Below are 17,537 nucleotides of genomic sequence, written 5' to 3'. Positions count from 1 at the left end.
GAATGAATTTTAATGATCAATTGCAAGACATGAAGCTTATATTAATAACCGAGAGGATGAGATTATGAAAAAATTCTCGATATCAGCATTATTGCTTTCCGTGGCATTTTCGATACTATGTTTACCAATGTCTGTTGCTGCTGAAAATAGTAATTTCCCATCTACTATACCGTCTGTTACTATTGAGGCTCTTAATAACAAAGGGGAGTCTGTTGAAGGCTTTCTTACATTAAGAGTGATTTCCGGTGGCGAAAGTAAGGTTATATACAATGGAAGTCTTAACTCGGATGGAAAATATTCTTTTAATTCAACAGCTCCTGAGCAACTTGAAACAGCCGGAGACGTTTTTGATGTAGTCTATGAAGCTATAGTCTCATCACCGGATGGGGAATTTGCTGTTGAGCATTTTGCAGTCTCACATGTCAAAAATGGAGCAATAAATTCATTCTCAGCAAAAGCTAATTTAAATGAAGAACAGATCGTATCAATTGCTTTCTCTGGAGAAAATAACGCTAATAGTTACAGCACACCTTCAAGTCAATTTAGTACTAACGCAGCGATAAGTAACTGGGGGCCTAACTGTACAGGGGATCCTATCGGAAATTATAATTGTGTTGATCAAGAAGTCTACTATACCCGACCCACTAAAATTGGTACTGTAAATGTATCAAGTGGTGAAACGGTTACTTTTTCATTATCTTCCAGTGCTAGAGTAAGTATTCAAAAAGGTGTTAAGGCTTCGCCTTCTTCAAGCTGGTCCAGTAATGGTAGTCTTACATTAGCGACCGATTCAGGAACGACAGTGGAATATACGATCCCGGGGCAATGTCAAATTTTTTGGGGTAGCACTGAATGCAATCTCCAACGTGATATCTATGCAAACTATCAGTATCGGTATAGTAAAGTAAGTTTTTATAACCAGTTTGGATATGCATTTACTGAATATTATGTGGTACCAACTAATGTAGTTGGTCCAAGCCCGCAACAAGGCAATGAATGGGTATATAATTCATCAAATGGTTACTCCGTTGCGAGTGCCAAAAATCAACCGCAGTGGTTTACTGTTTATAGTGGTGCTAGTAACACCAAAAGTTATGGAAGCGAAAGGACTTTTTCTGCTGGGTTTGATGTTTCTACTCCAGTGGGAAGTTTTGGTGGGTCAGTAACAACAGCGTATAAGAATGCTCATTCAATTAAATGGTCAACGACACAATCTAATACTACTTTTTATCATTATTCACTGGATTCTTCTGGTACCATGTTCTATGTAACTAAATAACATCATTATTACAGCCATTTCAATTTTGAAATGGCTTTTTATATTTGAAACAACGAAACTACTGTTTAGAGAAAATAAATTCAAAGCAATGCTAGTTCCATCCTCCCAGCCAATTTGGTATGATTTTACTATATACATATTGATGTTTCAAAAGGAAGGACTGAACGGATTGGATTACAAATTTTGTTCTTCATGTGGGAGACGACTAAATGCAGCGGCTCGATTCTGTGAGCATTGTGGGGTGAATCTTGTGCCACAGGCGGTAGGGCAGGTACCATCGCAACCATCACAAGTACCGCCACCACCACCGCGAGTGCCTGCATCAGGGCCACCGCCATTACCACGAATGCCAGGATCGCCACCAGTACCGTCATCAGCACCATCATACATGCAGCCTCCGCCGCCGCCATATGGTACTTACCAGCAATCCAGCGAGGATGAGCTAACTCATCTTCTGCGATTACATACCAATAATGATAAATATTTTGAAAAAGTGATGAGGAAATCGAAATGGAACTGGCCTATGTTCCTGTTCGGTCCCATTTGGATGGGTTATCGAAAAATGTATGCGGAGTGCGCAATGTATATTGGAACTTTATCTGTGATATCCATTTTTTTAATGCTGCTAGGTTCAGAGTCGAGTAGTGGATATGCAGGATTGGGTATTGGGATGGCGATCCTGGCTAATCAAATGTATTACAAAAAGTCTAAAAAAGCGGTTGATAAGATCATGCAATATCACAGTGACCCTGAAGTACGTCGTAATCTAGTCATCCAAAAAGGTGGAACCTCAGGATGGGGAATTGTGTATGCCATTGCAATTTTACTTGTATCGATTACTATAGAAATCGTTGTTGGGGACTCGTTATTGTATTTTGATTGATGGGGCTTGCCTATAATTATTATTCTTCGTCCCGTTCCGCACTTCTAGAACGATTGCGAAGTTGATTAGCAATCGTATATCCGATAAGGTACGCAGCGGCAGAAGTGTTGCCGTCGACCGTAAATGGAATGAGGGAGGCGTCGGCTACGATTAAATCTTTTACTCCGTATACCTTTCCTAGCCGATCGACGACTCCGCCCTTATTTCTTGGGGCCATTCGAAGGAAGCTCTGCTGATGATGATTATGATCGAAGTTTTCCTTTATAAACTGCTCTAGTTGTAAATCATCATCTATAACATCCAAAGTCGGTGTTACGAGACGAATAGAAGAATCTATTCTTGCCAGTTCGGCTGCAATTTTTTTGATATATATTTTATAGATATTTTTAACTGCTTCCATATCTCTTGGATCTGAAAGAAATCCTTCATTGCCCAATACAATATTTAGCGGATCATTACTTTGAATTGTAATTGATCCCCGGCTCTTGGGCAGCAAATATAGAATCGCTATGGATAACATTCCATCCGAACCGATTCCAATCAGTTGTACGGCTCTACGATCAGGATTTTTTCCAGTGGGGTCAGGCAAAAAGGCTCCACCTGTGTATAGCGCATCAGGGTCATTGGAAGGCAGGGCAGCATCGTCGGGGTTCGTTGTAAACACAGCGAAGTTTAATGTGTGATTTGTTAATCTCTTCCCTACGTTCGGATTATGAGCAATTACAGGTATTCCTGCCGTTTTCAGCGTTTTGGCCGGCCCTATTCCCGATAGCATTAACAATTGGGCACTATTGATTCCTGCTGAAATGATCACTTTTTTTCGTGAAAATACTCTGATGAGTTTCCCTTCCTTTAATAACTCCACGCCTATAGCACGTTTGCGGTTAAAAAGCACGCGAAGGGCTGTTGTTTTATAATAAACGGTTAATTTACGTCCATTCTTGCCTCGGCCAGCTGGCGTCACGATATCGGGGGACAGAAAAGCGGTTGACGAACTTTCCCGATCTCCATCTGGCTTTTGATACAATTGCCAGCGAGTGAATGGACCGAGTGGAGTTTCAGGATCATTGTAGTCAAGAATGCTAGGAAATCCGGTAGCTTGCTCAATGGCGAGGGTTAGCTTATCCGCCAGAGGCGTTGGAACCGAAGGTGCTTGCCTGATATCTATTCTCCCGTGAAATCCGCGTGCCTCAGCGTTATTGGTTTCACCATTATAATTTTCTAGTCGTTTAAACCGCTGGATGGCTTTATCTGGGGACCAAATGGGGCCGAGTAATTGCTCCCACTCTCTAAGCACAGCTGTTGTTGGACGTACATACTGTTCTCCGTTAATGGAAGAGCCACCGCCCGAGAGGCGGCCGGTTGTCCATTCAAAAGATCGATCATCCAGGCTCTCTTGAGGGACGCCTTCTCCTTGCCAGAAGTAATTGGGGAAAAAGCTCTCCTCCAGTTCCAGAGCAAAGCTTGAGTCCATAATGGGTTCGTCTTTATCACGATTTTCGCCCGCTTCGATAACGAGTACAGAAGTTTTCTTATCATCTGTAAGCGTTTTGGCGATGACCGCGCCTGCCGGTCCTGTACCTATAACGATATAATCAAAAGATGAATTCCCTTTCATCGGAGCACTCCTTTATAAAATAGACTATTGTAGAGTATTACGTTGTTCCATGCTGTGTGCTAGTCTAATTTGGAAAGGTCCGACAGAAACTTAGGCAATAAATGACCCAGCCTCGGATAAGAGATATCCAGGGCTGGGTCATTTATACTGTAGTACAGATTCTTCTCGCTGACGGGGGAGCCTATGGCTAGGAAGTAAGTTAACGCTGCCAGAATTAATAGGAGAAGTGTAAATCCTTACAATTGAACTTAATATTTTGGTTCGTTCTGAGCCTAGCGGAACTGTGTAAAATACCATGGGGACTATTTCCCTATGATGATTAAATGTATAATCATGGAATAAGCTGAAACCTTGAAGGAGTGGGTGGTTGAACGCTTAGAACAATTCAAGTTAATGATTAATGTCTTCGATGAAAAAAATATTAATATAACTAGTTACTTAGAATGGGCTGAAATTGATGAGGAGGATGAAAGTCCTGCAATACCCGTTGGTTATCCGAAATGTCAGAAGCATGGTACGTACTTATCCTGTCATGGCTGTATTCTGTGTAATAACGAAAGCTAATATATATTAAAGTGCCTAGCCTTGATTAATACACGACCTGACCCTAAAGGCCGGGTTGTTTCACGGTTCGTTATAACATATGTGTCTCAGATGAGGGTGGAAATATGAAGAGTTGTTCAGTCTGTCAAAGTGTTCATGTTCGACAAAAAGCTTCTATTTTTGCGAGACTCATTTTTTCAATTTACATGGTGTTGGCTGTTTACTTTTTTACTGGCGATGTGGGTTACGGTGCGTTGATTGTATTGATTCCTCTTATTTTACCCTATAGGCATGCTTGCAGTGACTGCAATAGATCGCTTTTTGGAATGCCTAGAGTTCATTTGAATAGCTTTTGGGTGGGGAATCATCTAGAAAAATACTTACTAGCGTTATTACCTTCAATACTTACGATTACTTCGCTGATACTTAACTTCCCCAATACAGGTTTAGAGCGAATTGTGTATTTGCCAGCGATTTTTTTTATGAACAGTTTGATTATCGTTATTTATTTGTATCAATTTAAAAGGCTAAAAAAAGCACAGAAGCTTTTTTTGTGGGCGGTAACCTTAATTATTACTGTAGTTCTATCAGTATTGATGTACCCGCAAGAGCATGGAGCGGATATTCTGGAGTTGTTATTTTCTAAAGTAAGCGGAGGGTGAATTCAATGGAACAACACATAATAGAGCCTATGAATGATATCGCTAGTTATCTGGATAACGTACCTGCATTGAAGAAGCCCATTCAATGGGGGCAAGTATCGAACCAATTCAAATTAGGGAAGATTTTCGATGAAGCTTTGGTGAGCAATATAAGCATGATTCCGTTTATTGGCTCAGAGTGTGTGGTCATGCAATTGGATGATGGAAGATGGGAGCTGCCGGGCGGAACGATGGAACCTGGGGAGAGCTATCTAGAGTGTTTAAGAAGGGAAATGCTTGAGGAGTTAGGCGCAGAGATAAGCAACTTTGAAGTGTTTGGGCATTATTATTGTTTTTCCAGTGCAGAGGAGCCATATCGGCCCCATATCCCTCACCCCAATTTTATTAGATTGATTTGCTTGGGAGAAGTAAGGATCGTTTCCGAACCATTAAATCCGGCTGACGGTGAGAAGGTTGTGGCTGTGGAAGCGGTAAGTATAGATGAAGCGGTCAAAAGATTTGAAGCAATCGGTCGATTCGACATCGCTGATTTGTATAGGCTTGCTAATAGCATAAAAACAGGTTTCTGATCTTAGCCACCTTCGAGATTTAAGTTCAGGGAGAGGAAACAGGAATGAAAGACTTACAATCTATTAAGAAGGCCATAGATTTCTTGGGACACGCAGAACTGCGGTCGTATTTGAGTTTTATACTGGCGGAAATCAAGCGGCTGCGGGACCAGGACGAGTCGCGTGAAGACTCGATCACGAAGCTGCTTGAGCTTTATGATGGATTGATGGGGCTTCAGCAGCAAAGAGGCTTCTGGGATCCTGTGCCGACCTGCACCCATGTTCATATCGTGATCGGTGATTCTTTTGCGGGAAGTATGAAATATGCGCTGAAAGAGCTTGGTTGGGCAGAGACGCATAAGGTGATTACCTTTAGCGAGAATTACTCCATTGGCCCTCTGGGCGAATTGGACTCCCCGGAAGGCAGGGCGGCCCGCAGTGACTGGTTTCGGAACCATATAACGGACTCCTTCGAGGACGATATGGAAGTTGAAGAAGAGTACAGCGTGCTTGTAGACAAGCTGGCGCATATCCCTGAACGAGCGAGAATCATTGTCTGGGCCAGCGGCAATGCATGCGAGCAGGCGGGAATGCGGCATGCGATTCATCTGCTGCAGAGCAAACGTAATACGTTAACGGTGTGCGACGCTTGCACTATTTGTGAAGAGCTCTATAACCGGCCAGATGCCAGAATTGAATACAGGCATTCGGGGGAAATCCCGTCTGACAAGATTCAAGAAGCACTCCGCCGCATGGAAGAAAGCAGCCCACTGAGCAATGCTGATCTGATACAGTTGGTGCAGGAATGGCAGGTTATTTCGGAGCAAACCCCAACGTTGCGCATTTGGCGTGAAGGTGTGGTGCTTGGGGTTCCTGCGAATTATTTTGACTCATATCTACTGGACAAGCTGGACAAGTTGAAGCCCCCTGCTGACGATCATGGCTTTGTTAAAGCAGCCCGCCTGATCGGAGAGGTGATAGGTTATTGCGATCAATATGTGGGGGATTCTTATTTCGAATACCGGCTGAGAGAGCTGATGAAATCTAAGGGGAACTTCTCGAGGCTGATAAAATTTGAGGGTTTAGGGCATGGCTTTTTTAACTATGGGAACTATGATAATCAACCCTATCAAAAAACATTGCTGGATACAGAAGAATTTCTAAGAGAAGTTAGCTTTCTGAGGTGACTAAGGCAAAGTGAAAAAGATGACCCGATCTTAGAAGAATCTAAGGCCGGGTCTTTTTATATCTACTACGTATGTGGCGTTATGAACCCTCTTCCTCTAAGTGCCCCGAACGCTGCACCTTGGTCTGTAGGTAGAACTCGTTAAAGGCTGACTCGCCGCCCCAAATCGGTTCTCTTCCAGATAAGGTAAGGCCGGCTTTCTGTAGGGCTTCAAGCTTCTTCGGATTGTTGGTCATGAGCGTCACCGGCTTGGTGCGAAGGGTTCGCAGCACGTTTAGCGCATCGGTGTAGTTTCTGGAATCGTCGACGAATCCGAGGCTTAAGTTAGCCTCGACGGTGTCGTACCCGTTCTCTTGCAGCACGTAAGCCATCGCTTTGCTGAATAATCCAATGCCGCGCCCTTCGTGGTTAGCCAGGTAGAACAGCGCACCTGTGCCGTGTTCCACGATGTTTTTCATGGACTTCTTCAGTTGGAAGCCGCAATCGCATTTTTGGCTGCCAAAGATATCGCCTGTGTGGCAGATTGAATGCATGCGAATCAGCGCTTCGTCGGCATTTTTGAAATCACCGTACACAAGCACGCTCGATTGTTGGTACTCTGCTAAGCTTGCGGATGACAACTGGTCGATGATTTCTTGAAAGTTATCTGTAACCTGGCAGCGGCTAAGCCAGCAATACCATTGGAAAATGACGGTTTCTCCGTCCAGGTCGACAGGCAGCTTGATCGGTCCAACGAGGTAAATGCCGCCTTCCTCGGTTTGGATTAATTGGATTTTATCTTTTAAAATATCCAGTGCTTTAGAATCTAGTTTTGTATCCGGCATCGAAATCATTCCTTTATGACATAGTGTAGTAGGTCAGACGTTTGGCTCTGCAACTGCCTTGCTTGTTTGTTGGCGAACGGCTGGTGCAACCTTTGTTGCCAGCAATTCTATGCTTCGTGCAACCCTAGAAAAGGGGATGGCGCCCACGTCAAGCTGCAGCATAAACCGTTGATGGCCAAACAGCTCGTATTGGTACATGATTTTATCGATGATTAATTGCGGATCACCTACAAATAAGGCCGTTTCCGGGCTGGTCATTCGTTCGAAATCCTCACGAGACAGGTTTGCGCTGGTTTTTCCAAGCTGCTGATCTACGTATTGCCGATAATTGGCGTAGTATGGATAATATTCGTCTTTGGCCTGCTGCGTTGTAGTGGAAATGTAACCATGGCCTGTAATGGCGACCTTCAAATCGGATGGCTTGTGGCCTGCTGCGATTCCAGCTGCACGGTAAGCTTCCACCAAGGCTTGAAAACGATTAGGAGCACCGCCAAGGATCGCCAATGCCATGCCGGTTCCGAGCTTACCAGCCCGGTCCGCGCTGACAAGTGACCCCCCTGAACCGATCCACATAGGAATTTGCGGCTGGACGGGGCGTGGTGCAATTTCCGCATCTTGAAGTGGAGCACGAAACTTGCCTTGCCAAGAAACTCTCTCCTGTTGATTTAACTGCTGGAACAGCTCAAAGTTCTCCATGAACAGTTCGTCATAGTCATTCAGGTCATAGCCGAACAGAGGAAAAGACTCCAGGAAAGCGCCGCGCCCAGCAATAATTTCAGCCCGTCCGTTCGATAATAAGTCTAGCGTAGCATACTCTTCAAATAGGCGCACAGGATCTGTTGTCGTCAGGACGGTTGTCGCGCTGGTTAATTTGATTTGCTTTGTAGTTTGTGCGATTGCTGCTAAAATAACCGAGGTTGACGATGCCGCATAATCTAGACGATGATGCTCGCCAACTCCGAATATATCTAGTCCGGCCTCATCGGCCAGCTTCGCCGCTTCGATCATATCCAACAGCCGCTGCCGGCTGCTAATGGTTTCACCACGATGCGGATCAGGAACAAGATCGCCGAGGGTATAAACTCCAATTTCAATGCCTTGATGCTTGTTCTGTATGCTGTCGTTCATTGTTGTAACCCCTTCTTCATTATAATTACCGTGTTTAAGCAAATTATTTGTAATCTATTGTTTGTTAATTCATAAACGCATACTTCTATAATAATATAAAGAAGTTAATATAGGAACTAACAACTAGAAAGTTCCTTTCTATGAGTATTATACCTGGATGTTGAAGGAGAAATTGGCCTTATGTTGTAAGTAAGTTCTAAGTTCGCTGTGTTCTTGCTGCGGATAACATCCTTTGGTTATAAGATGTATAATTATGGAAGGAAGTCATCTGAAAAACCAGCGGAACTAAAGGAGTTGAAATTTTCGCCGCAAGAGATAATTTCTTGGAATACATACTAAGAATATAGAGGGAACACAACGAAAGGGCGAAAGAGCTTTACTTATTTTAATTAAATATAGAGAGGGATCGCATGACAAAATTTAGATTTAATAAGGCGACTGAAATAGGGTTCTTATTTATTGTTCTAGGATCATGTATTAAGTTTGCTAATCATTTGTATGCTGTATTAGTGAGTATTGGATTCACAGAAGGTGTAATCACAAATGTAGAATTCAATATGTATCGTTTTAAAATCTTTACAAGAACAGAGCAGTATGAGGTACACATTTTACCAACATATGCAATTTCGGTGCTTCTGATTATATATCTTACACAACTAGTAATAGATTATTTAAAACACCGTAAGCAAGAAAATAGGTTTTATGGAGATGAGGAGAGGGAAGGATCATGAGAGCGTATATACAGGCCGATAAGAATGGGGACTTCTACAATGTAAATGCGTTTGTAGCTAATGAAGGCTTCGTATCATTAGGATGGGAAACAATTAAGTATCATGACATTAGAGAAATCAAAGATAATTACCCAGAGGATTTAGTGGTTGGCGGAATTGGAAACGTAAGAAAACGTCTTGAAATATTGGGAATAGAGAGAGATCAAGGAGAAATAGATTATCCTGCCTCGCTGTCTCATTATTTTGGCAGAAAAATATGGTCTACAACGATTCGCGAACTTTTCGAACATAACCAGAACAATTGGAATGTTTTTATAAAGCCAAGGGACATCACGAAAAAGTTTGCTGGGAAGGTCGTCAAAGAGTATAAAGATTTTATAGGGCTAATCGAAGAAAATAAAGATACGAATATTTGGTGTTCAGAAGTAGTTGATTTCGTAACAGAATGGCGCTGCTTTATACGGTATGGGCAAATACTTAATATTAGGCCTTATAAAGGCGCTTGGGATTCAAAATTGGATTTAAGTGTTGTAGAGAGCGCGGTTAGGGACTTTATTGATGCGCCAATGGCATATGGCATGGATTTTGGAATTGATCAAGAAGGAAATATGAAGCTGGTGGAAATTAATGATGGCCATTCTCTAGGAACTTACGGAACTAGCCCCTTGAACTATGCAAAATTTCTTTCAGCTAGATGGGCAGAGTTAACAGGGACTACAGACTATTTAAGAAACCTATGAACGTATTATTAAAGGCAGGACAACGCGAAGTTGTCCTGCCTTTTCATACTTGCGCGCGCTACCACCAGCCACCGCAATTAGTAAATCCGATAATTCCCGCTCAATGCCAGCAAACTAAAGAAGTACAGGCAGTTGTCGTAATAGCGGCGGTCGCCGGTACGCAGCGGCGTGTTCCAGAACAGGCGGACGAAATGCTCTGCGTCTGGGCCGTCGGCGGCGAGGGAAGCTGCCGCGTTGGTTGCCAGAAGTCCGATTGGATGTAGCGCCGGCTCGTCGAACGGTTTCCCGTCAATGGTATACCGGCGATAGTCGGATACCTCGATGTCCCGGAAAAATGCCTGAATCCGGTTGGATTGCTCGACCTGCCAAGGGTCCTGACGGAACCATATCCAATCCAGGGCGATATTGGAGGCCACCCGGTAAGCGTCGCTGTAGAAATGACGGAAGTCGCCATGCGGTTGTGGCGGTGCAGGTGTTCCATCATAATTCGCGTACTCCGGAGAGAGGCCGGTTTCCGGATGGCATGCCGTATGCAGGTAAGCGCGGCTGGCCTTGGCGGCCTTCCGCCAAAACTTCGTATCCCGCTCGTCGGCCACCAGGGCGAACAAATCGTAAAAATGAGGGAGATGATAGGACGGATCGCTAAACGTAGATTCCGGTACGAACTTGATCAGCTTCGTTTCCGGGTCCCACATCGGATCGCCTTCACCGTTTTCACCCTGATGCAAACATGCGCTCAATATCGTTCGGGCTTGCTTGGAATAGTTATAGGGCTCCGGCCCGTCCCCCCAACGGCTGGCCGCAAAGAAAAGGGCCATCGCGAAAAATTCCTCCCCGTCCGGCGCAGGACCCTGGGAGATGCGGGTGCCGTCCGGTTTGCAATGCCAGGCGAAGTAATTGGCGTAATGGCCGTCTTTGTGCTGCATAAACGTCTTCGAGAAGTTCCACAGTCGGTCAAACTCTTCCTTTTTGTTCATTTGCACAGCCATCATCATTCCGTAGGACATACCTTCCGACCGTACGTCTAGGTTGCCGGTATCGAGAAAATAGCCCATATCATCGCCCATCGGATAATAGATCCGCACATCCGGATCTCCATAGAACAGATCAGTCCACGCCTGTTCCAGCTTGGCTTCGATGTCCGCTTCGGAATAGCCGAGCTCCTTGAACAGGTTCCTGTATTCTTTGGTATAAAAAGCGCCAAGTTGGCTCGCAGACATATGAACAACCTCCAATTGTATGAGTTGGCTCTATCATAGCACAACAGAAGGTGAGTAAATTAAAGCGCTTTCCCCAGAAATATTAGTATTTCTCTTAAAGTAAGAAAGTACAATAAATTCACAAGAAATTCCATTTAGATTTCGGAGAAATAATCATAAAATTAACTTGAAAAAATGTAATTTATTGCTAGATTCGATCTGAATGGAGGCAGATCACGCGAACTTCTTTTCGAAAGGGGAGGATTAGGATTTGGAGAAATTGGGGCATGTAAATGTCCATTTATATGTTACAAGAAAGGAGTTGATCAGAGATGAGGCGAAAAGTTTGCTTGGTTTTGGCAACGCTTACATTAATGACAGTGTTCATGTCCCCTGGTTTGCAAGCTGCGCAGGATCAGAATTCATTTGAGAATCCTATTCTATGGGCGGATGTACCGGACCCGGATGTCATTAGAGTAGGAAATGCTTTTTATATGACAAGTACGACGATGCATATGAACCCGGGGGTGCCGATTATGAAATCCTATGATCTTGTCCATTGGGAAATCGTCAATTATGTTTACGATACGCTAGGGGATTTGGACGCACAGACGCTCAGGAATGGTCAGAATGAGTATGGCAAAGGCTCATGGGCCAGCAGTTTGAGATACCACAACGGCACCTATTATGTGGTTTTTTCCTCCAGCACAGCGGGCCAAACCTTCATCTACAAGACCCGGGATATTGAAAAAGGGCCATGGACTCGCTCCACCATCGGCTTCTACCATGACATGTCCCTGCTGTTTGATGATGACGGCAGAGTATACCTTGTTCACGGCGGTGGCGATATTCGCCTTACAGAGCTCACTTCGGATGCCAGTGCCGTAAAGCCGGGCGGGTTGAACCAAGTTATCATCCCCAATGCCAGCCTGGTGGCAGGTCCTAATGTCGGACTTCCGGCCGAGGGGGCGCATATTCAAAAAATTAACGGAAAATATTATATTTTCCTGATTACCTGGCCGCAGGGAAAAGGCCGTACGCAATTGGTTTTTAGAGCGGATCGCATTACGGGGCCTTATGAAGGGCGGGTTGCTCTGGACTTTGCTGGCGTCGCTCAAGGCGGAATCATTGATACGCCGGATGGCAAATGGTACGGCATGCTCTTCCAGGATCATGGATCTGTGGGGCGCACGCCCTTCCTTGTTCCAGTTTCCTGGCAAAATGCTTGGCCGGTATTCGGCGTGAATGGCCAGATCCCCGCGCAAATGCCAATGCCTGTTCCCGGCGTGAATTCCAATAATAAGATCGTGGCCTCCGATGAATTCGACCAGACCCGGCTTCCGCTCGTATGGCAGTGGAACCACAATCCCGACAACAGTCTTTGGTCTCTGACGGAGCGTTCGGGATTTATACGGCTGAAGACCGGGCGAACCAGCACCAGCATTTTGGATGCGCGCAACTCACTGACGCAGAGAAGCATCGGGCCGGAAAGCTCCGGACGGATTGCTATGGATGTAAGCCGAATGAAGAGCGGGGACTATGCAGGGCTGGCTGCTTTGCAGAAAAACTATGGATTCGTCGGTGTAAAAATGTCCGGCAATTCCAAATCCATCGTGATGGTCAACGGAAGCGGGACAGCCCCTGTGGAAGTCGCGAGTGTACCTCTTGCACAGAACAATGTTTACTTCAAAGTGGAAATGGATTTTAAAAATAATACGGACAAAGCCTATTTCTATTACAGCCTGGACGGCAACCGCTGGACAGCTATTGGCAACACGCTGCAAATGAGCTACACCCTGCCGCATTTTATGGGATACCGGTTTGCCTTATTTAACTATGCAACGCAATCGGCTGGCGGGTATGTGGATTTCGATTATTTTAGAATCGAGAACCGGCTGACGGGGACAGGGGGATCGGGTGAGTCGCCGCAGTCACCTGTACAAAGCGGATCGGTGTATAAGCTGAAGAATGCGCACAGCAGTATGGTTATCGGTATTTCCGGCATGTCCACGGCGAACGGAGGACAAGCCGTCCAATGGAACGATAATGGCAGTGCGGATCATCAGTGGCGGTTTGACCGCTTAAGCAGCGGCTACTACAAGCTGACGAATATCCATAGCGGCAAGGTGTTGGGGGTTGAGAACATGTCCACGGCGAATGGCGCTTCCGCCATACAATGGGATGACAACGGCACGGCGGATCATGAATGGCAGCTCGCCCCTGTAGGCGACGGCAGCTATAAATTGTTGAACCGTCATAGCGGCAAGGTGCTTGGCGTGGACGGCATGTCCAAGACGGCAGGCGCAAAAATCGTGCAGTGGGACGATAATGGCACGGCCGATCACAACTGGACATTTTTGTTCGTTCGATAACGAATCTATGAAATGCGGATGCACACACATTTTATTTTGAATAATGGGGAGGAAATGGTAATGAAAACAAACCAAAGAATCATGGCTGTGTTATTAACCTTTGTGCTGCTGGGAATAGGGATGTTCCAAGGCCAGGCCGCGCACGCAGAAACGCCGGCGATCGCCAAAACCCCTGGCAACGGCAACCCGCTGATGGATCATAAGCTTGGGGCTGACCCGTTTGCGATGACCTATAATGGCAGGGTCTATCTATACATGTCCAGCGATGCTTACGAATACGATAGCGGCGGAAAAATTAAATCGAATTCGTTCAGCAATTTAAACAAAGTCCATGTCATTTCTTCAGACGATATGGTGAACTGGACGGACCATGGCGCTATTCCTGTCGCGGGACCAAACGGGATTGCCAAGTGGGCCAATGGTTCCTGGGCACCGGCAGCCGCTCATAAGAAGATCAACGGACAGGACAAGTTCTTTCTCTACTTCTCCAATAGTGCAGGAGGGCTTGGCGTACTCACCGCGGATAGCCCGATTGGGCCGTGGACAGATCCGCGGGGACAAGCGCTGGTGACTCTGAACACACCTGGCGTTGCGGGCGTTGTCTGGCTGTTTGATCCGGCCGTACTAGTCGATGATAATGGCACGGGTTATCTGTATTTCGGCGGGGGAATTCCTGGCGGCAACAATCCTACCCAGCAGCAATGGGCAAGTCCCAAGACGGCCCGCGTCATCAAGCTAAGCCCTGATATGATTCATACGGAGGGCAGCGCACAGGTTATCGATGCTCCGTTCTTTTTTGAAGACTCGGGTATCCACAAATACAACGGCAAATACTATTATTCCTACTGCTCCAACTTTGGCGGAACTCACCCGGCGGGCAGCCCGCCTCCTGGAGAAATCGCCTATATGGTGAGCGACAACCCGATGGGTCCGTTTACTTATGTAAAATCGATTTTGAAAAATCCAAGCGTATTTTTCGGTGTCGGCGGCAATAATCACCATTCCGTCTTCTCATTCAATAATAAGTGGTATATGGCCTACCATGCCCAGACTGTGAGCAAAGCCGTACTTGGCGATGGACTTGGATACCGCTCTCCTCATATTAATGAGCTGACGTATGCGGGGAATGGGGAAATTAATCCGGTTCAGGGAACAATGAAAGGCGTTCCGCAGATCAAAAATCTAAATCCGTATCTACGGACTGAGGCCGAGACGATTGCTTGGCAGGGCGGCATTTTGACAGAGGTTGCTCAGGCGCCAGGCGGCGTGGTGCCAAGCGTAAACATGAACGTGACCGATATTCACAACGGCGACTGGATCGCCGTCGCCAATGCCGACTTTGGCTCCAGCGGCGCGACGAGCTTCAAAGCGAATGTAGCCTCAACAGTGGGAGGACAAATCGAAATTCGGCTTGGCAGTCCGACAGGCCAAGTCATCGGAACGCTACAGGTTAACCCGACAGGGGGCAATCAAACTTGGAGCCTCAGAGAGACTACGGTAAACCGCGTGACGGGCGTTCATAATGTATACTTTATGTTTAAAGGTGCAAATAATCAGCGTCTGTTCAACTTGGATTACTGGCAGTTTGGTACTTCTACGGGCGGGGGGCAGCCGTCTGATATTGAGAACGGCCGCGTGTACACACTGAGGAACGAGCATAGCGGCCTGATGATCGGCATAGCAGGCGCATCTACAGCCGACGGCGCACAGGCCCTGCAATCGAACAATTTTGGTGCGACGGATCACGAATGGCGGGTGGACAGTTTGAATAATGGCTATTATAAGCTGACGAATATGCGCAGCGGTAAGGTGCTCGGCATCGAGAACATGTCCACCGCCAATGGGGCCAAAGCCGTACAGTGGAACGACAACGGCACGGCAGACCATGATTGGCAATTCGTCCCTGTGGGCAATGGCAGCTATAAGATCGTCAACCGCCATAGTGGCAAGGTGCTCGGCGTGGATGGCATGTCCACGACATCAGGCGCAAACATTGTACAATGGGATGATAACGGTACGGCAGACCATAATTGGAAATTCGTTTTTGTAAGGTAAGGACAATAAGAACCCACCCAGGTTACCGCCAGGGGTGGGTTCTTATCCTAGTTTTATGAAAATCAAATACATTTTTGCCGATGTAATCAATATGAAGTGGGAGTCTTATTAGATAGAAGGAATGAATATGGGTCTGGATGCTTATGTGATATGTAATTGCGTGAAACAAGGAAGAGTTAAACCGCCTCCCTTTGATATAGGATTGCTGGAATGGACAGAGTATGGAATTGATTTACCGGATTCTGTAGATGATGAGACCTGCGATCTTTTCTCGGAATGGCGGGAGCATGCATGTGAGCATGAAGATTTTTATTATTACTATGATCGAGTCTACAATATTTCCGGGGGCAATCTTTTTTATGGAATCATGGAACAACTGGGACAAGAGAATTTTCCGTTATTAAAATCGATTGGGGAAAAAACATTTACGGCAAACCAGGCAAGAAAGGCACTGGAAGAACTGGATATTCTAGAATCACAGATAAGTAAGATTCAAGGAGTTTTTCTAATTGAGTCAAAAACTCAAGAAGAGTATATGAGGGCCGTGTTTGATAACGACCGATGGAATTACTCCTCTAGCGGTAATTTTACTTACGAGCTTAATGAGAGAGGATTCTGTATCGTTGATCAGAATAAGGGAGAGCTATTCCAGTCGACGGAATTTTCCCAAGAATTGGTTCGCCCGGAAAAAGGAAATAAAGGACGCCGGCTTGTGCGTTTCCGTGATTTCGAGACTGGACGAGTTTATGAGTCAACCTATCCTCTCAGCAAAAAAATCTGGGGAGTTGAAGAGCTCTATTATCCTAAATCCCTACAGGTCTTGATGAGAAAACTTAGAGGCTCTGATCTCCGGTTCATAAGAGTAATGCGGGAGTTATGTGAGGCTTCGATTCAGACAGGGAACCCCATAATGTGGGCATAAGTAATTAAGAAAAGAGTGTTCAATCATGGCTATATGTATTGAATTCGAACTGGTAGAAGTGAAAGGGACTGTTGCTCAATATAGATTTGGAGATTGCGTAAAGGAGTTAACCGGACTTTTTGAAGTTGATCTTTATAAGCTTTCGAACGGGGAAACTTCGTGGGATACTGCAATGGATAAGGTTGTCGTTTTATTAAATCATGGACATAGCCAGGCAAAGGCTAACAGGGCATTTAGTAAGATATTCAAGTACTACAAAGAAACTGGCGAGTATTTATCCATGGGAGGATATTACGCCTAACAAAACTTCAGCATAGAATGAGTGATCATTAAGTGATATCATAATGAATCACTGTGGGAAATACATAGAAAAAAATTCACAGCAGTATGTATCTTCCGCATATTCAGCCTTGAAGAAAGTTAATATAAGACTAAGCTATGACTACGCTGAAATAAAAAACATGGAATACCCGGAATTGTTAGAAGTAAGCTATGATGACGGGAGATATGCAGTAAAAGCCGGTCTGCCATATATTCTCGACTTATGGAAGAGAGAAGATTTGTTAGGTTATATTAATGCTTATGCAGAAGCAGTTGTAATATTTCAACTTGATGGATTAATCTATTCCGCTACCGATACTCCTGACAACTTAAGTGAAGCCATATTGAGAGATGTAAAGTTATTGAACTTTCAGATTGAAGAGGTTAGGAACGTTGAGGAGTATTTTGACATGTATTTATAACATCTTTTTCTTTTAGGAAGGCTAGCGTTCTGCCGGGGATAATGCCGTTCGTATGGGTGTATCTTATGATTGCTGCGATCTTTGCATATAAGTACTTTACGGAT

Annotated in this window: 17 protein-coding genes; 12 read left to right on the top strand and 5 right to left on the bottom strand. The window is 45.2% G+C overall.

From position 1 onward, the window contains the following. The first annotated feature begins 64 nt into the window (after positions 1-64). Positions 65-1,279, top strand: a complete 1,215-nt coding sequence (locus ACYUJT_RS08690; protein WP_460320629.1) for a hypothetical protein — start codon at positions 65-67, stop codon at positions 1,277-1,279. Positions 1,280-1,407: 128 nt separating this feature from the next. Here ACYUJT_RS08690 and ACYUJT_RS08685 read toward each other — a convergent pair whose 3' ends face one another. After that, complete coding sequence (locus tag ACYUJT_RS08685) at positions 1,408-1,665, bottom strand: hypothetical protein (RefSeq protein ID WP_460320627.1); 258 nt, start codon at positions 1,663-1,665, stop codon at positions 1,408-1,410. Between the two features lie 2 nt (positions 1,666-1,667). Here ACYUJT_RS08685 and ACYUJT_RS08680 point away from each other — a divergent pair, with 2 nt between their 5' ends. Beyond that, entirely contained in the window at positions 1,668-2,162 is a 495-nt protein-coding gene (locus ACYUJT_RS08680; protein WP_460320625.1) for a DUF2628 domain-containing protein, read from the top strand. A gap of 19 nt (positions 2,163-2,181) precedes the next feature. Here ACYUJT_RS08680 and ACYUJT_RS08675 read toward each other — a convergent pair whose 3' ends face one another. Continuing rightward, on the bottom strand, positions 2,182-3,780 hold the full coding sequence (locus tag ACYUJT_RS08675) for a GMC family oxidoreductase (protein ID WP_460320623.1): 1,599 nt from the start codon (positions 3,778-3,780) through the stop codon (positions 2,182-2,184). Between the two features lie 668 nt (positions 3,781-4,448). Between ACYUJT_RS08675 and ACYUJT_RS08670 the strand changes: the two genes are divergently transcribed. Genes ACYUJT_RS08670 through ACYUJT_RS08660 form a run of 3 tightly spaced genes read left to right on the top strand, consistent with a single transcriptional unit; the run spans position 4,449 to position 6,720 of the window. Then, positions 4,449-4,985, top strand: coding sequence for a hypothetical protein (locus ACYUJT_RS08670; protein WP_460320621.1), 537 nt, complete (start codon positions 4,449-4,451; stop codon positions 4,983-4,985). Positions 4,986-4,990: 5 nt separating this feature from the next. Beyond that, complete coding sequence (locus tag ACYUJT_RS08665) at positions 4,991-5,554, top strand: NUDIX hydrolase (protein ID WP_460320619.1); 564 nt, start codon at positions 4,991-4,993, stop codon at positions 5,552-5,554. Positions 5,555-5,598: 44 nt separating this feature from the next. Beyond that, the gene (locus ACYUJT_RS08660; protein WP_460320617.1) at positions 5,599-6,720 is read left to right on the top strand and encodes a DUF1835 domain-containing protein; all 1,122 of its coding nucleotides are present in this window, start codon (positions 5,599-5,601) and stop codon (positions 6,718-6,720) included. 79 nt (positions 6,721-6,799) lie between these two features. On the opposite strand, the gene ACYUJT_RS08655 is transcribed toward ACYUJT_RS08660, so the two are convergent. Together ACYUJT_RS08655 and ACYUJT_RS08650 are read right to left on the bottom strand one after the other, a co-directional pair. Then, the gene (locus ACYUJT_RS08655) at positions 6,800-7,543 is read right to left on the bottom strand and encodes a GTP cyclohydrolase II (protein WP_460320614.1); all 744 of its coding nucleotides are present in this window, start codon (positions 7,541-7,543) and stop codon (positions 6,800-6,802) included. 33 nt (positions 7,544-7,576) lie between these two features. Further along, a complete protein-coding gene (locus tag ACYUJT_RS08650; RefSeq protein ID WP_460320612.1) occupies positions 7,577-8,671 on the bottom strand; it encodes an LLM class flavin-dependent oxidoreductase in 1,095 nt (364 codons plus the stop codon). Between the two features lie 410 nt (positions 8,672-9,081). Here ACYUJT_RS08650 and ACYUJT_RS08645 point away from each other — a divergent pair, with 410 nt between their 5' ends. After that, a complete protein-coding gene (locus ACYUJT_RS08645; RefSeq protein ID WP_460320609.1) occupies positions 9,082-9,402 on the top strand; it encodes a hypothetical protein in 321 nt (106 codons plus the stop codon). After that, positions 9,399-10,142, top strand: a complete 744-nt coding sequence (locus ACYUJT_RS08640; RefSeq protein ID WP_460320607.1) for an ATP-grasp domain-containing protein — start codon at positions 9,399-9,401, stop codon at positions 10,140-10,142. The genes ACYUJT_RS08645 and ACYUJT_RS08640 overlap by 4 nt, the downstream gene beginning before the upstream one ends. 77 nt (positions 10,143-10,219) lie before the next feature. On the opposite strand, the gene ACYUJT_RS08635 is transcribed toward ACYUJT_RS08640, so the two are convergent. Then, positions 10,220-11,362 (bottom strand): glycosyl hydrolase family 8, encoded by a 1,143-nt coding sequence (locus tag ACYUJT_RS08635; RefSeq protein ID WP_460320604.1) that lies wholly within the window; start codon positions 11,360-11,362, stop codon positions 10,220-10,222. Positions 11,363-11,673: 311 nt separating this feature from the next. On the opposite strand from ACYUJT_RS08635, the gene ACYUJT_RS08630 reads away from it, so the two are divergent. The 5 genes from ACYUJT_RS08630 (at position 11,674) to ACYUJT_RS08610 (ending at position 17,433) form a co-directional block, all read left to right on the top strand. After that, entirely contained in the window at positions 11,674-13,713 is a 2,040-nt protein-coding gene (locus tag ACYUJT_RS08630; protein WP_460320601.1) for an RICIN domain-containing protein, read from the top strand. A gap of 120 nt (positions 13,714-13,833) precedes the next feature. Continuing rightward, positions 13,834-15,768, top strand: a complete 1,935-nt coding sequence (locus tag ACYUJT_RS08625) for a carbohydrate-binding protein (protein WP_460321588.1) — start codon at positions 13,834-13,836, stop codon at positions 15,766-15,768. A 127-nt stretch (positions 15,769-15,895) separates the two neighbouring features. After that, a complete protein-coding gene (locus ACYUJT_RS08620; RefSeq protein ID WP_460320599.1) occupies positions 15,896-16,690 on the top strand; it encodes a hypothetical protein in 795 nt (264 codons plus the stop codon). Between the two features lie 25 nt (positions 16,691-16,715). Further along, positions 16,716-16,991, top strand: a complete 276-nt coding sequence (locus tag ACYUJT_RS08615) for a hypothetical protein (protein WP_460320597.1) — start codon at positions 16,716-16,718, stop codon at positions 16,989-16,991. Positions 16,992-17,034: 43 nt separating this feature from the next. After that, positions 17,035-17,433, top strand: a complete 399-nt coding sequence (locus tag ACYUJT_RS08610) for a hypothetical protein (RefSeq protein WP_460320595.1) — start codon at positions 17,035-17,037, stop codon at positions 17,431-17,433. Positions 17,434-17,537 lie beyond the last annotated feature (104 nt).

The sequence above is a fragment of the Paenibacillus sp. YSY-4.3 genome (genome assembly GCF_054767475.1).
The sequence above is the reverse complement of the archived record's forward strand: the minus strand, read 5'-3'. Positions and strand labels throughout refer to the sequence as shown.

Excerpts from the sequence above, each read along its gene's own strand:
- ACYUJT_RS08690 (WP_460320629.1), top strand. The coding sequence starts at position 65 with ATGAAAAAATTCTCGATATCAGCATTATTGCTTTCCGTGGCATTTTCG.
- ACYUJT_RS08685 (WP_460320627.1), bottom strand. The coding sequence starts at position 1,665 with ATGATGGTGCTGATGACGGTACTGGTGGCGATCCTGGCATTCGTGGTA.
- ACYUJT_RS08680 (WP_460320625.1), top strand. The coding sequence starts at position 1,668 with ATGCAGCCTCCGCCGCCGCCATATGGTACTTACCAGCAATCCAGCGAG.
- ACYUJT_RS08675 (WP_460320623.1), bottom strand. The coding sequence starts at position 3,780 with ATGAAAGGGAATTCATCTTTTGATTATATCGTTATAGGTACAGGACCG.
- ACYUJT_RS08670 (WP_460320621.1), top strand. The coding sequence starts at position 4,449 with ATGAAGAGTTGTTCAGTCTGTCAAAGTGTTCATGTTCGACAAAAAGCT.
- ACYUJT_RS08665 (WP_460320619.1), top strand. The coding sequence starts at position 4,991 with ATGGAACAACACATAATAGAGCCTATGAATGATATCGCTAGTTATCTG.
- ACYUJT_RS08660 (WP_460320617.1), top strand. The coding sequence starts at position 5,599 with ATGAAAGACTTACAATCTATTAAGAAGGCCATAGATTTCTTGGGACAC.
- ACYUJT_RS08655 (WP_460320614.1), bottom strand. The coding sequence starts at position 7,543 with ATGCCGGATACAAAACTAGATTCTAAAGCACTGGATATTTTAAAAGAT.
- ACYUJT_RS08650 (WP_460320612.1), bottom strand. The coding sequence starts at position 8,671 with ATGAACGACAGCATACAGAACAAGCATCAAGGCATTGAAATTGGAGTT.
- ACYUJT_RS08645 (WP_460320609.1), top strand. The coding sequence starts at position 9,082 with ATGACAAAATTTAGATTTAATAAGGCGACTGAAATAGGGTTCTTATTT.
- ACYUJT_RS08640 (WP_460320607.1), top strand. The coding sequence starts at position 9,399 with ATGAGAGCGTATATACAGGCCGATAAGAATGGGGACTTCTACAATGTA.
- ACYUJT_RS08635 (WP_460320604.1), bottom strand. The coding sequence starts at position 11,362 with ATGTCTGCGAGCCAACTTGGCGCTTTTTATACCAAAGAATACAGGAAC.
- ACYUJT_RS08630 (WP_460320601.1), top strand. The coding sequence starts at position 11,674 with ATGAGGCGAAAAGTTTGCTTGGTTTTGGCAACGCTTACATTAATGACA.
- ACYUJT_RS08625 (WP_460321588.1), top strand. The coding sequence starts at position 13,834 with ATGTTCCAAGGCCAGGCCGCGCACGCAGAAACGCCGGCGATCGCCAAA.
- ACYUJT_RS08620 (WP_460320599.1), top strand. The coding sequence starts at position 15,896 with ATGGGTCTGGATGCTTATGTGATATGTAATTGCGTGAAACAAGGAAGA.
- ACYUJT_RS08615 (WP_460320597.1), top strand. The coding sequence starts at position 16,716 with ATGGCTATATGTATTGAATTCGAACTGGTAGAAGTGAAAGGGACTGTT.
- ACYUJT_RS08610 (WP_460320595.1), top strand. The coding sequence starts at position 17,035 with ATGAATCACTGTGGGAAATACATAGAAAAAAATTCACAGCAGTATGTA.